A 15,248-nucleotide genomic window follows, 5' to 3' on the forward strand; every position below is an offset into this window, starting at 1 on the left:
TTTCCACTCTTTATAATTGAAAACGAAATTTCCCTTGAAGAATGACCGCTGCCGCTCCCAATAAGTCAAAATCCGAACCCAAAGAAGTACTTTGAATGTTTATGTCCTCTTTTAATATAGGAATCACCATTTCAGATAATTTCTCTCTTATCTTTTTGATAAATAAGGGATTATCCTGTACGACTTCTCCACTTATTATGATTATTTCTGGATTTAGTAAGTGAATCGTATTAGAAATTGCAATCGATAAGTAGCTGATAATTTCATCAAGAATTTCGATACTTAACTTATCATTCCGTTTAATTGCTTCAATAAAAATTTCAGGGGTAAGTTTTCGGACGTCATTTTCAATTAAATTTTTTATTAACGTATCACGTCCTTTAGTTAGGATGGAGGAAACGATACTGGAATAAATAGCTGGCCAGTTTACATAGTTTTCTAGACATCCATTGTTTCCACATTCACACTTTGAACCACCTGGGACAACAGTTGTATGCCCAATTTCTCCAGAGCTTCCTTTGAATCCACGATAGATGGTCCCATTAATCATCAAACCGGAGCCTACACCATCTCCTATAGTGAGATACATGATATCTTTATAGCTGTTAAAAGAACCAAAATAATATTCTCCCACCGCAAATGCATTTACATCATTATCTAAAAAGGTTGGTAAGTTAAACTTTTCTTCTATCATTTCTGTTAGCGGAACATCATAAAGCTTAAGTTTGGTGTTATAACCAATCATCCCGTTATTGGAATCTACAATGCCAGGAGTTATGATGGAAATCCCTTCGCAAAACTCTAATCGGTCATTCCCTGCGACAAACTGTTCCAATAAGTCTATCAAAAGCAAAATAATATCATCACCTTGAAGCTGATTTACTGGATGAACGTTCTTCCTTAAAATTTTTCCTTCTAAGTCCATGTCAGCCATTTTGATATAAGAATTAGTGATAGATATAGCTATAATGGAATGCTTACTGGGGTTAAAGCGAAGTAATACCGGCTTTCGCCCGCCACTGGAATGACCAACACCATCTTCAATTACCATGCCTTTACGAATTAAATCATTGACAGCTGATGTAACGGTAGTAGGGCTTATTTTTATTTCTTTTGCAACCTGACTTCTTGAAATCGGTCCTTTTTTTCGGATCGTATCTAAAATAATGGATCGATTTAATTCTTGTATGAGCTTTAAATCCCCTGTTCTTTGCACAAATGAAATCCTCTCCCTCTACTTACTTTTACCAGTGACTTTAAAAAGAAATGAAAATGCTACTTGAAATGAAATATAAATTAGTTCGACTAGGATGAGTATTGTAGGAAATGAATGGAGAATCGTGGTATAGGGAAAATTCTATCAACTTACTTTTTCTAGTGTCGTTATTAAGTATGGAAAATAAATATCTTGTGTTGTAAATATGTTTTTCATAACCATCTAAATATTCGATTTTTCAAACGATAATTGTTTTTATTTCTTTTGACCTCCTTTTATAACCGTAAGATTTTAATGAAGAGCGAGATAAGTAAGGGAGCTGAAAGGTTAATATTCGTGAAGATAGTGTAGATAATTCCAATATATTATTATCATATTGAAAATAGTACATTTTATAGTTAAAGAGCGATAGTTTTAATAAATAGATTCTACCGCTCTTTATTGTTATTGATAAATGATTATTAGAATTCCCTGTAGTTAAACCGTAAATAGGAATAAATGGAACCAGATCCTATATTTCTCTACGTATTCTACTCCAGTAAGCAACTACCATTCCTCCAATTAATAACACTAATCCTACCAGCATAATTGTATAATTTGCTGTAGCTGTATTCGGGAGTATGCTGGACTGATTATTTTTTGGTTCACTTGGATTGGTAACACTTGAATTCGGCTGTGTTGGCTCTTCACTTCCTCCATCATTTCCTCCTGGATTCGGCTGTGTTGGCTCCTCGCTTCCTCCATCATCTCCCCCTGGATTCGGCTGCGTTGGCTTCTCGCTTCCTCCATCATCTCCTCCTGGATTCGGCTGCGTTGGCTCCTCGCTTCCTCCATCATCTCCTCCTGGATTCGGCTGCGTTGGCTCCTCGCTTCCTCCATCACCTGGTTCTGCTGGAATTTCTGGTGCCGGCTGGCCTTTGACAAAAGACCAAATATCGGAAGTTACTGACCCTGTATAATGATCAGAAGCTACTACGTACCAATCATATACTTGCCCTTCTTTTAGATTCTTCCATGCTATTTCAGCAATCTCGCCACTTGCTACATTTTCTTGCTTGCCGATTTCTTCCTTTGTATAAACATTTACTGCAAAGTAATCCGTAGCGACTTGTTTCTCTTGGACTGTTAAATCTAAATCAATAGCCAATTCATCTTTCAATGGATACTCTATTGGATCATAGAAATTATAATCATCTAAATATGGTGAATACGTATTAATAAGAATTCTATTATTCTTTTGATCAAAATGAAGTAGTTTCATATAGCCTTGCCCGCCTTCTGGACCACCTTGATAGTCGCCAAGCATTTGGTAGACTTTTCTATCGACTTTTCCGTCCTGATCATCATCCACTTCACTGATTAATGTCTCCGAATCATGATAATGTCCACTTAATACAAGAAAGACATTTTCATTCTTCACTACTATCTTCTGGAAAATTTCTTCCCCAATCGGGCTTCTATTTCCGGAAACTAATAAGTATTCATGAAAATTAAGAATGGCTTTACGATCTGGATATTGTTTTAGTACATCATTTATCCATTTCATATCCTCGTCGTTTACTCCCCAGCCCATATATACCATGATAAAGTCATTTCCACCCGCAGAAATCAAATCATAATGACCACGATTATTCTTGTAAGATTCTCCGTAAAATGGCTTATCTTTAAACCGATATTCTCCGAACCATTTAGAGAATTCTTTGTAGTCATTAGATAATTGGTTCACATCATGGTTTCCGGCAAGCACGCCATAGGGAATTTTATTTTCTTCTAACGTTCGCATATATTCATCTGCATACACCCATTGTTTCTCATCATCAAACTCGTCGACAACATCACCAGTATGCATGACATATTTAATTTTCATCTCTTCTTGTTTTTCCGCAATCCATTCTGTTTGTCGCTTATAAATATATGGATAGCTCTCTGCATAATATTGCGTATCTGACATCCAAACAAATGTATAATCATATTCATCTGGTGTGCTTGGAATTTCATCTTGAATTAACACATTAACTTTATTCGCCTCATCAGCAAATGCCCTGACATCGACGTTTGCTTTTAATGTGAAATCTTCAGGACCCGCAATTTTATATGTTAGTAGCTTCCATTTATTTTCTTGAATGCTCCAAGCATACATGGAAACCTTTCTTCCTTGCAGTGATTTTCCGTTCCACACTAGCTCCACTTTATCTTGATTACTAATAGAAGGATCGAGCGCTACTTCAAAGCGATGATAAGGGAATTTAGTACTTGAATTCGTTGTTAGATACTTTCCGTCTAAGGAAGAAATCGCTGAAACATCCTTAGCAGTTAATGCCTTTTCCCCTGCTGGTGCCAGCTCAACTGGTGGTTCTGTGTCACTAGCATTTTCAAATGATTTTACTTTACTATCCGATGCTTCATATTTATATCCTTTATAGTACGTAACATCCATCGAATCATTTGTTGGATCCGTTACCTTTACCTTCAATTTCGGATTGCCTTCGACTGGTGCTGCTGTGTTATTAGCTGGTGCAATTAATTCTGGCTTATTGGGATTTTCATTTGTCACAGAGAAGGAAATATCGGATTCTCCTTTATTGCCTGCCTTATCTACTGCGACCATTTTTAAGGTATGCTTTCCTGGAGCAAGCTTGGAAGAAGCCGTATCGAATGGTACCTTTATCTCCTCTTCATCAAGGGTTACTTCCAGTGATTCTACACCAGCAAGTGTATCTTCTGCACTCGCTTCAATGGTAAAGACACCCTTATATTCTTTCTCTGCTTCTATATTTGTTTTAATTACTGGGGCTGTATTATCTACTTTTACAGTAGCAGCTGCTTCCCTTTTTCCATCTGTTGCTTTAATAATATAAGCTCCATCAGAAACAGACGTAGTGTCCCAGACATAGGCTTTTGCTTTTGACTGCTCTTCTGTTATCGTAAAAGTAAAATCTTCGAATGGACGATATGTGCCATCATCCCCCATATCGAATACTTGAAAAGGATCCGCCTTTTGAGGGTCTCTAATAACAGTACCATCAGCTAAAATTAACCTTACATTTCTTAGATTATAATCATCTCTATTTTCTTCACTTTCTTCTAATTGGAATGGAGAAGCCTTATTCCCCGAGCGAACGGTAATAGTATTTTCTCCGACGGCTAATTTATTAGGGTCAATCGGAATCGTAAAAGTTTTCCAATCAGAATTATTATCCTTATCCAAAAGGTGGATTATTTCCTCTCCCATTGTAATAGCATTTTTGAAATACATATTCAAACCGCTAATATCAACAGCAAGATAAGCTTGTGTCTCTAATGTGCTGTAGGTGCTTTCCTCTACTTTTTTCCCATCAATAAAAAGTTCTACATCTGCAGCGGCTGTTTCTTTGGATACTGCTTTTAAGATTGCTTTTCCAGTTAAAATATCATCATCTTTAACATTTAAATAGATAGGTGCATTGCTTATTTCATTTTTAATAGTAATGACATATCTTTCGGATGTTACCTCATTTTGCCCATCTGTGGTAACGAAATAATATTCGATTTTCTCTTTCGCAATAAAGTTAGCTGCCGATAAAATAGTGGCATAATATTCGCTGTCGCTCGCATCTACTGTTAATAATATTTTTTCATAATCTGTTTGATCATTTGTACGATAATACAAAAGCACAGATTTAATTCCCTTATCATCGGTTGCTTTTGCTCGAATGGTTAAATCATTCATCTGCTGAATTTCTTGAACATTCGTAGCGTTGATGAGAGTTGGCGGAACCGTATCATCCTCTACATGAACTGGCTCGTTCGGCACTTGTGACGGTTCTATGGAGCCAGGTGTTCCTAATTTTGTTTTCGAACTAATTTTGACCGATTGCGTGGAGCCATCCTCCGGGAATTTATAAAGAACGCCCATATTCATTGCCGTATCTAATTGCGTTGCCTCATCATTATAATAAGCAACATTTATCTCTTCTTTTGTATTCGTGGCAATTACTAGACCACGCATACTTCCATTGGCCATGCCATCACTTTTAATACGAACAATATCTTTATTTTCGACAAGGTTTGTCCCATAATTCGCATTAAAATCAGCTACTGTTTTATCCCCATTTTGAGAATTAATCACCCAGAAGACAAGAGTGCCTTGCGGTTCGATTATCGTATCATCTGGTACAGATGGCCAAATCATATCTGTATTAGGGTCTGCATTATAGCGATATTGAATTTTATAATCCTTGAAGTTTATTGCCTTATCGGTATTATTATAGATTTCGATGTATTCATAGCCATCTGCAGTCCCGACATTAGCACTATCAGGCACTATTTCTGTAATAAGCAATTTAGGAACTTTGGTAAAATCAATATCTGTTTTCTCCACCGAAATTGTATATTCTTCGGTTTTGCTTTCGTTGATTCCATCACTAGCTGCCAAATAATAAATAATGTCTCCATCTATATCTGCTGCTGGTATAGTTGCTGAGTATTTCCCTTGCGTATCCTTTAAAAGAGATACAGATTTAAAATTTTCATCCGCTGATTTTTTATAATGTAAAGTCACAATTGGGTTTGCTGTCTCATTATCCGTTACCTTTGCTTCTACTGTAACAGCCGTAAATGCTTTTGCTGTTTTCATTGCCTGATGAGAAATGACCGGTGGTTCCGTATCTTTCGGAACATCAGGTAGATCCACTATATTAGTTGGAACTTGGTCTGCTTCTATTTTCCCAGGTGTAGGATCTGCTAATACTTTATACTTAACCATTTCCGTTCCCGCTTGAGGAAATTGATAATGAACCACTTTGCCATTATTATCATTTTCAGAACCTAAATAACTAGCTGAAATCGTGATATTCCCTTTGGCATCTTTGATTTCAAGAGCACGATTACCCCCATTCGCGAAACCTGGGAATGTTTGATCTGTAAACATTACTACTTCGTTACTTGTAAGATTTGCCTCATACTCTTTATTAAAATCAGCTAATGTTTTATTTCCATTATTAAACCAGAATACAAGCCTCTCTTTTGACTTTATTTCAGTTGCTGGTAATGGAAAGAGAATCGGCTCTCTCGAATTATCCGTATATACATAGTAGAAAGAGTAACTTGCTGTGTTCAATGTTTGGTTGGAATTATTATATAGCTCAAAGTATTCGTAATAATCTGTGCCTCCTCCCATTGAATTAGGAGCAAGTTCTGTGATTAAAAGGGGGCGATCGCTATATGTATCTTGCACTGGTTCCTTCTCTGGTTCTTTTTCTAATTCGATTGTATATTCGGATGTTTTTGATATATTCATGCCATCTGAAGCTTCCAGATAATAGACTACTTTGCCCAATGCAGCCTCTTTAGGTATGCTGGCTGTGAATTTTTGTGGTTGGCCTGAATCTTGTTTCATCTCTAATACCTTTAACTCTGTGTCTGTTTTACCTTGATAATACAAGGTAGCTGTTGGATTTTTTCTATCATCTACAATAGTAGCTTCGATAGAAATTGCCTCTCCTGCTTTCATGGTTGTTTTTGCTTCATGCGTTATGACAGGAGCTTCTGTATCTTTAGTTTCGGGATTCACTGGAACTTGCTCTGCTGGTACTTGTCCATCACTTAATGCACCTGGTGTTGGGGCAGCCTTAACTTCCTGCTTTACCATCTCTGTACCTTCAGTTGGAAAAGCATAATGAACATCTGCACCTGTATTGTCCGTTTCACCTGGTAAATAGTTTGCTGATACTACTTCCTGCCCTGCAAGGTTTTTTATTAGGACACCTCGATTACCACCATTGGCAAAACCTGAAAAATCCCCTTTAATGGAAATTACTTGTTGTTCTGTTAATGAAGTACTAAAATGCTTGTTGAAATCCTCTACTGAAAGTTCCTTGACATTAAACCAAAGAACAATGGTTTCTTGGGGTGCTAGTGTGGCTGCTGGAATAGACATTATTTTATCTGCTGTATTACCGCCTATGTATTGGTAATAAAAATAATAGCTATTTAAGTCTATTGGCTGATTAGTGTTATTATAGACCTCAATAAATTCGAAGTTATCGGTTCCTTTCGAATCAGGAGCTAGCTCGGTAATAAGTAATGGCGGTAGTTTTGTGTAATCAACAGATTCTTGTTGATTCTCTGCTTTCTCCTGATTTTGTTCCGTATTATTTGTTATTTCCTCTTTTGCTGGTTCCTTCTCTTCCGTTTCCTGAGGCTTATCCTCTTCCTCTATTACTGATTCTTCCTTTTGTTCAGCAGTCAGAGTTGATTTCTTCTCTTTGGAAGTAGATGAGGATTCATTTTCATGCTGATCCTTTTCCTCTACTTTTTCTTCTTCGACTGTTTCTCCCTTCTCTTTGTCGGTTGTAGTCTCAGGTACTTCTACCGTGTTATTTTCTACTGTCTTTGGCGGGTTTTCCTCTACTTTTTTACCAGTTGGTTCTGCCGCATACATCGTTAAACCTGGAAAAATAGGAAAATAGGTTGAAAAGAAAAAAACCCCCATCACAAAGATGACAAAAGCCCTCTTTGTTATCCTCTTTTTTATAGTCACAAGCTCATTCCTCCCTTAAGGTGATTATCCTACTCAGTCAAATCATAGAGCTCCTATTTTAAGGAACCTTTAAGCAAGTATTAATAAACATAAAATTTATGTAAAGAAAGGGAAATCAGAAATTTTTAACATTTTTACTTCACCTGTCGTAGTATATATGGTAAAGTATAATTACTACGACAGACATAGTATGATAGATGAAGTATTTGGAAGGGGTGATTTTTTGATTAGCAGTGATGTCATTCGCGGATATAATGACACCATCATTCTTTTTTTACTATTAGAAAAGGATTCTTATGGTTATGAAATTTCAAAAGATATACGAACATTAACTAACGAAAAATACATTATTAAAGAAACAACCCTTTATTCTGCGTTTAATCGATTAATCAAAAATAACTATATTCATTCCTATTACAAAGAAGGAGAATTTGGAAAAAGAAGAACTTATTACACCATAACGTCAGAAGGCAGAAAATATTATCAGGAAAAATGCCAAGAATGGTTCGTAACCCAGGAAGTAATTAACTTATTTATTAAGGAGGGATATAATGAATAGCATTATAAATTATTTAGACAATGTCTTTGCCAGCTTACCAAAAACTTTAGAAATGGAAACACTGAAACAAGAAATGCTCTCAAATATGGAGGATAAATATAATGAATTAAAAAAGGCTGGAAAAATGGAACATGAAGCAATTGGGATTGTCATCTCTGAATTTGGGAATATGGATGAACTGTTAAGTGAGCTTGATCTTCCCTTAACCGAGGAAACATCATTAGAACGCCAACTTACTGAAGAAGAAGTAACAACTTTTTTACAAAAAACAGCAAAGGCAATGAATTTTATCGGTATCGGTGTGATGCTGTGTATACTTGGTTCCGCCCTGCTAATTCTCAGCCTTCAAATGTATGATCAAGGATTGCTGAACGGCATAACCGAAAACACAGCCACTTTAATCGGTGTTGCTCAATTACTTTTATTCGTAGCAATCGCTGTTAGTTTATTCATTTATAGTGGCCAGCTGTTAGAAAAATATAAATTTATGGAAAAAACAGCTAGTTTTGAGCTTTCCATTCCTTTAAAAAAGAAAATAACGGCAGAAAAAGATGCTTATCAGCCAATCTTTTTTCGTTCCGTAACTATCGGTGTAGCATTATGTATTTTATCCCCAATTGCAATACTAGTAACCTCTGGTATCAGTGATCAAGCAGCGGTTTATGGGGTCTGTCTTTTATTAGCCTTTATTGCAATAGCAGTATATCTATTTATTATTAGTGGCGGCAAAAAAGATGCATATGAAAAGCTGTTAAAAGTTGAAGACTATTCCTTCGAAAAAGAAAAAGAGGATAAAGTAATCGGTGCCTTTGCAGCGGTTATCTGGCCACTAGCTGTTGTCATTTTCTTAATTACTGGCATCGTGTATGGAAACTGGCATATCAATTGGATTATCTTCCCAATAGCTGGACTGCTAATGGCCATGTTTAGCGGTGCGTACACCATTATTAAAAAAGATAGATAGAAAAACGGTTATTGTGAAGTCATAGCCTCACAAAAACAGGTGGATATCAGCCAAACTCGAGGGCTTATCAGCCAAACTCGAGGACTTATCAGCCAAACTCGAGGGCTTATCAGCCAAACTCGAGGACTTATCAGCCAAACTCGGGGGCTTATCAGCCAAACTCGGGGGCTTATCAGCCAAAGTAGAGAGACTATCAGCCAAAGCAGCATCCAAAAATGTCTCTCTGCTTCTTTACAATCTTCGCACTTCCAAGTGAATACCTCTACTACCTCATTAAAATTACAATTAAGTACATTAAATAAAAAAACAAACACATATTAATGAATAACGGAGATCTTTACGGAGGTATTTCTTATGTATGTTCATTTTTTACTCGGAGTGCTGCTATTTTCTCATTCTGTACTTTTATCAGGTGATTTTATTAATTTTATTAACGCAACTGAAAGTATATCACAACCTAAAGGTAAGAAAGAAGAAAATTTTTTATGGAAGTCCCCTGGTTTACCTGTTATCCATACAGATGAGTTCAATAAAGTAATGGATGAAATAGATAAAAAAGTGTATATCGCACCAAAAGATGCTGCCGTCAATAAATATGGAGAGATTGTCCCTGAAGAAGTTGGTTATCGTCTGCATCGAGTTAAATTTATAGAGCAAATGTATGCACATTATTTTAATGATACTTCTAGTAACAAAGGGTACCCCCTAGAAGTGATTTATCCTAAGGTAGATAGTGAATTGTTAGAAAGTATTCGCCGCAAAAAAATAGGCAGATATATAACATCTTTTAACAAGGGAAATAAAGAACGGAGCATGAATATTTCCCTAGCTACAGAAGCGATTAATAACAGTGTCATTTTTCCAAATGAAAAATTTTCCTTTAATCAAATTGTTGGGAAAAGAACTGTGGAAAAGGGATATTTACAGGCTCCTGTAATTATTCATGGGAAATTTTCAGAAGATATTGGCGGTGGAATTTGCCAAGTTTCCTCTACCCTTTTTAATGCTGTAGATAATGCGGGATTAAATATCATTCAACGATATTCACATAGTAGAAAAATCTCTTATGTTCCGCCCAAGCGAGATGCCACCGTCAGCTGGGACGGACCAGATTTTGTTTTTGAAAATAACTACGAACTTCCCGTCCTTATTCAAGCCAAAATGTTAGGACATCATTTACTCATAGAGATCTATTCAGCAGAAACTATTTCTTATCAGCCTAGAAAAGTTCCCTATCTATAAAGGGCAAGCACAGGGACGGTTCTTGTGAGAAGGATTCAACTCTACAAGAACCCTCCCTTCATTTCCTTTAATCTTTTTTTGATCTTCTTTGTCTGATAACATCTACGAATACTGCTGCTATAATAACCACCCCAATTACGGTCATTTGAAAGTCTGCTGATACGTTCAATAGGTTTAATCCATTGCGGAGAACGGCTATAATCATGGCTCCAATTAAGGTTCCCCATACGGTTCCAACTCCACCAAAGAAGCTGGCGCCGCCTATAATTACTGCTGCAATAGCATCTAATTCATACGAAAGGCCTGCAAGTGGAAAGGCAGAATTTACTCGCCCCACCATTACTAATCCTGCAAGTGCGGCCATAAAGCCACTTATGGAATAAACAATGATTAGGACTCTGTTTACATTAATTCCTGATAAGTGTGCAGCTTCCTTATTACCGCCAATTGCATAAATATATCTTCCTGTTTTCGTACGGGTTAAGAAAAGATGGAAGATAACATACATAATAAGAACCAATACGAAACTAACCGGAATAGGACCGACAAACTCTCTCCCCAAAAATTGAATCAAATAAGGAAAACCAGCGATTGGAGCTGCTGCTGTGATAATAAGGGCTAACCCTCTCGCTATATTCATTGTTCCTAAAGTGGATATAAACGGATGTGGTAAACGCAGCTTTGTCAGCATAATTCCGTTTAACCAGCCAAAGAATCCCCCCACTAATAAACATACTAAAATTCCAACTACAGGAGGAACTCCCATATTCACAACCGCGACTCCCATTACCATAATGGATATAGCAAGAATAGACCCAACAGATAAATCAATGCCCGCTGTTAAGATCGGCAGCAGCATCCCGAGTCCTAGTAAAGCATTAATAGAAGATTGACGAGCAATATTCATTAAGTTATTTAGTGTCAAAAATCGATCGGATAAAAACGTTAAAATAATGCTTAGTACAACTAAGCCAATAACCGCACCAAATTTATCTAAATAATATCGGAATGATTTTTTTCTTTCCTGGGCCTTAATTTCTGCCTGCACATCATTTATCGCTGCTTTTGACATACTATCACCCTCCTGTAGCTGCTTTCATAATCGTTTCTTGTGTCGCTTCTGTTCGATCTAAAGTAGCAGTTATCTTTCCTTCATGCATGACAATAATACGGTCACACATACCAAGAATTTCAGGTAAATCTGAAGATATCATTATCACAGTCGCACCGTTTTCTACCAGCTGATTCATTAACCGATATACTTCTACCTTCGCTCCAACATCAATCCCTCTCGTTGGCTCATCAAAAATAAACACCTTTGCTTTCGTTTCCAGCCATTTTGCAATCACAACTTTTTGCTGGTTTCCTCCACTTAGTTTTCTTGCATTTAGCTCCACATTATTCGGCCTGACCTGAAGCTCTTGAATATATGAATTGGCCACATTTCTAATTTGCTGAAGATTGATCAACTTTGATTTTTTTCCTTGAAAGCCCTTCATATTAGCTAATGCGATATTAAAATCAAGCGGCTGATCCAATAGCAAGCCTTCACTTTTACGATCTTCTGTAATAAAGGCAATTCCTGCATTGATAGCATCTCTCGGTGTTCGGATGGAAACTTCTTTTCCTTCTACAAAAATCTTCCCCCCATCTTTTGGATCGGCTGCAAAGATCGCCCTCGCAAGTTCTGTTCTGCCCGCACCCACCAAACCAGAAAATCCAACAATTTCTCCGTGATTAACATGAAAATTTATTGGATGAAGAGTCCCTTTCACTGTTAAATTTTCAACTCGGAACCCCTCCTTTCCTAATGGAAAATTCTTCTTCGGATATTTTTCATCTAATGACCTTCCAACCATTAACTCAATCCATTGATCGCTACTAGTTGTTTTTACAGGCAATGTCTCAATTTTATAGCCATCTCTTAAAATGGTTACTCGATCCCCTATTCGCTTAATTTCTTCCAAGCGATGGGATATAAAAACGATTGCCATTCCCTTTTTCGTTAAATTCTCAACCGTATCATATAATTGTTCTACTTCTGCCCCGCTTAAACTCGATGTTGGCTCATCCATAATGAGTAATTTTGCATCCAAAGTTAGGGCCTTCGCAATTTCAACAAGTTGCTGCTGCCCCATTCCTAATTCACTTAACTCTTTATCCGCAATCGATGGGTCCTGCCCAAGCATTCGTAAATATTCCTTCGCTTTTTCATGCATGCTTTTTCGATTTAAAAAAGATAATTTTCCCTTCTTTTTCAATTCTCTCCCTAAAAAAATGTTTTCATATACTTTAAGCTGTGGGATAACGTTTAACTCTTGATAAATCGTGGCAATGCCTATCTTCATAGAATCGACAGGGGAATTGATGGAGACTAATTGATTCTCCCAATATATTTCTCCGCCATCTTTCTCATATGCACCAGTCAAAATTTTAATTAATGTTGATTTTCCGGCACCATTTTCTCCTAATAAAACATGGACTTCTCCCGCCTTTATTTCGAGATCAATCCCTTTTAGGACATGATTGTTTGAGAAGCTTTTTTTAATCCCTTTCATCACAAGCAATTGTTTCCCATCTTCCATACTTGTTCTCCTTTCTAAGCTTCTATTTCCATGTTTTCTAGTTACGAAGATATCTGTTATAAAGAACATTTATACGAATTCATCCTCAAATAGACAGTAGAACTCATATAGTTACTTTCATTATTTTGCGATTCCTTCAAGGAAATCTAATTTCTCCTGCGCATTGTCAGACGTAATGATATCAATTCCACTATCGATTCTTGATTCTACTTTTTCCCCCTTCATTGCTTTAACAGCATTTTCCACCCCTTTATAGCCCATTTCATATGGATTTTGGGCAATAGATCCAGCTAAATCTCCATCTATAATCGATTGAATTGCTTCAGCAGTTCCATCTGTTCCAATAATCGGAAGTTTAATTCCCTTCGACTCTGTCGCACGTAACGCCCCTATTGCCATATCATCATTTGCCGAAAATATCCCTTTAATATTAGGATTATTTTGCAAAATATTTTCCACTACTGAATTAGCTTTTGTTTTATCACTATCTGCAGGCTGCTCAGCCACAATAACCATTCCTGCTTCTTCTAGAGACTCTTTCGCACCTTTAATACGTTGATCCATTGCTGTATTTCCTAACGCTCCACCAAGCAGAGCAACTTCATCCCCTTTTTTTAGGAAAGAAGCAAGCAGTTTTCCGCCCTCTTTCCCTGCTGTTAAATTATCTGTACCAATAAAAGAAGTTTTTCCAGAAAAATCGGCGTCCGTATCAATAAAAAGGACCGGCACATTCGCTTGCTCTAACACTGGTACGACAGTATCTGGTTGGGTTGGAGATACAACAAGTGCACCTATCCCTTGGTTTAAAGAATCCTCAATCATGTTTACTTGTTCCATAATTTGTGACTCAGAAGCAGGTCCCACAATAGTAACATCCACACCTAAGTCTTTTCCTGCTGCCTTCGCTCCTGCTTCTACATACTTCCAGTAAGGACTACTCAATGTTTTCAATACAACCGCAACGCTTCCATCTTCCCCGCTTCCGGATGCACTCTTGCCACATCCCACCATCGCAATTACTAAACCAATAATCGTAAGCAACAAACCCAATTTTTTCATAGCATATACCCCTCTATTCTCGATTATTTTTTTTAATAGTAATGACAATAAAGATGCTGAACCAATTAATCTATATTTGCTATGGCACTTTCTTCCTTTGCTAATGAGACCGGTTGTTGTGTTAGATAAGAAGATCTTGCTGCATAAGAAATTTGAAGCGCTTTCAATCCGTCGTAAGCTGTAACGGAAGCATGTTTATTTTCTCGAATGCCTCGAAAGAAATCATCTAATTCTAAATAGTAAGCATCTGCGAATCTTTCTGGAAAATGAGGGAGAATATTATGTGTCTTACCTGCCTTTGTAAAGATATGAAGATTATGCTGCTGTAAGTTATCTCCTACCACTATGGTTCCTTCTGAACCAATAATTTCGGCGCGAATATCATAGCCATAGTAAGCATTTCTGCTAGCTTCAACATCGCCAGCTGCACCTGATTCGAACTCTATATAGGAAAGCGCTTGATCAATATCGTTATATTTTTCCACAAAAGGATATTTAACTACTTTCCCATTAGCGGAAACCTTGCTGATTTCGGATGCTAATAAATATCTTGCTATATCAAAATCATGAATAGAGACGTCCACAAAAATTCCGCCGCTGTTCTGAATAAAGCTTTCGTGAGGACAATCTGGATCCCTTGATATGCCTTTGAAGTAAAGCGGTTTCCCAATGTCTCCAGCAAGTATCCTCTTTTTGGCTTCTGCGTATGCCGGGTCATATCTTCTCATAAAGCCTAATTGGCAATATGTATGATTCTTATCAATTAAACTAGTAATCTCTTTTGCCTCCTGTATATCAATGGTCAATGGCTTTTCCACAAAAATCTTTTTATTAGCAAAAGAAGCCTGCTTTAAAAATTCAAAATGGGTACTTGTTGGCGTAGCAATGATAACGGCTTCTATCGTCTCATCTTGAAATATCTCCTCTGCATTTGAAGTGAATTTAGGAATCTCTAACTCCCTTGCTACTTTCTCCGCTCGGATTATATCAATATCAAAAATAGCAGCGACTTCTACATGTTGAATTCTTGTTGATGCATTTACAGCATGCCAATATCCCAATCTGCCAATTCCCATAACAGCACATTTTGTTTTTTTATTCAC

At 37.0% G+C, this 15,248-nt stretch carries 9 protein-coding genes; 3 read left to right on the forward strand and 6 right to left on the reverse strand.

Annotation, left to right across the window (positions count from 1 at the left end; genetic code table 11):
- Positions 1–10: 10 nt before the first annotated feature.
- Both NSQ92_RS18965 and NSQ92_RS18970 read right to left on the reverse strand, forming a co-directional pair.
- On the reverse strand, positions 11–1,216 hold the full coding sequence (locus NSQ92_RS18965; RefSeq protein ID WP_047944475.1) for an ROK family transcriptional regulator: 1,206 nt from the start codon (positions 1,214–1,216) through the stop codon (positions 11–13).
- Between the two features lie 511 nt (positions 1,217–1,727).
- Positions 1,728–7,736, reverse strand: a complete 6,009-nt coding sequence (locus NSQ92_RS18970) for a lamin tail domain-containing protein (protein ID WP_341153083.1) — start codon at positions 7,734–7,736, stop codon at positions 1,728–1,730.
- A gap of 223 nt (positions 7,737–7,959) precedes the next feature.
- On the opposite strand from NSQ92_RS18970, the gene NSQ92_RS18975 reads away from it, so the two are divergent.
- From NSQ92_RS18975 to NSQ92_RS18985, 3 genes are all read left to right on the forward strand, one after another.
- A complete protein-coding gene (locus NSQ92_RS18975) occupies positions 7,960–8,295 on the forward strand; it encodes a PadR family transcriptional regulator (protein WP_047944476.1) in 336 nt (111 codons plus the stop codon).
- The gene (locus tag NSQ92_RS18980; protein WP_047944477.1) at positions 8,288–9,259 is read left to right on the forward strand and encodes a permease prefix domain 1-containing protein; all 972 of its coding nucleotides are present in this window, start codon (positions 8,288–8,290) and stop codon (positions 9,257–9,259) included. Before NSQ92_RS18975 ends, NSQ92_RS18980 begins: the two co-directional genes overlap by 8 nt.
- Positions 9,260–9,613: 354 nt before the next feature.
- On the forward strand, positions 9,614–10,501 hold the full coding sequence (locus tag NSQ92_RS18985; RefSeq protein ID WP_095259267.1) for a VanW family protein: 888 nt from the start codon (positions 9,614–9,616) through the stop codon (positions 10,499–10,501).
- 67 nt (positions 10,502–10,568) lie between these two features.
- On the opposite strand, the gene NSQ92_RS18990 is transcribed toward NSQ92_RS18985, so the two are convergent.
- The 4 genes from NSQ92_RS18990 to NSQ92_RS19005 form a co-directional block, all read right to left on the reverse strand.
- A complete protein-coding gene (locus NSQ92_RS18990; protein ID WP_095259266.1) occupies positions 10,569–11,573 on the reverse strand; it encodes an ABC transporter permease in 1,005 nt (334 codons plus the stop codon).
- 4 nt (positions 11,574–11,577) lie between these two features.
- On the reverse strand, positions 11,578–13,086 hold the full coding sequence (locus NSQ92_RS18995; RefSeq protein WP_144579491.1) for an ATP-binding cassette domain-containing protein: 1,509 nt from the start codon (positions 13,084–13,086) through the stop codon (positions 11,578–11,580).
- A 120-nt stretch (positions 13,087–13,206) separates the two neighbouring features.
- Complete coding sequence (locus NSQ92_RS19000; RefSeq protein WP_047942133.1) at positions 13,207–14,145, reverse strand: sugar ABC transporter substrate-binding protein; 939 nt, start codon at positions 14,143–14,145, stop codon at positions 13,207–13,209.
- A 65-nt stretch (positions 14,146–14,210) separates the two neighbouring features.
- Positions 14,211–15,248, reverse strand: coding sequence for a Gfo/Idh/MocA family oxidoreductase (locus NSQ92_RS19005; RefSeq protein WP_173427264.1), 1,038 nt, complete (start codon positions 15,246–15,248; stop codon positions 14,211–14,213).

The sequence above is a fragment of the Niallia sp. FSL M8-0099 genome, assembly GCF_038006945.1.
GTDB lineage: Bacteria > Bacillota > Bacilli > Bacillales > Cytobacillaceae > Niallia > Niallia circulans.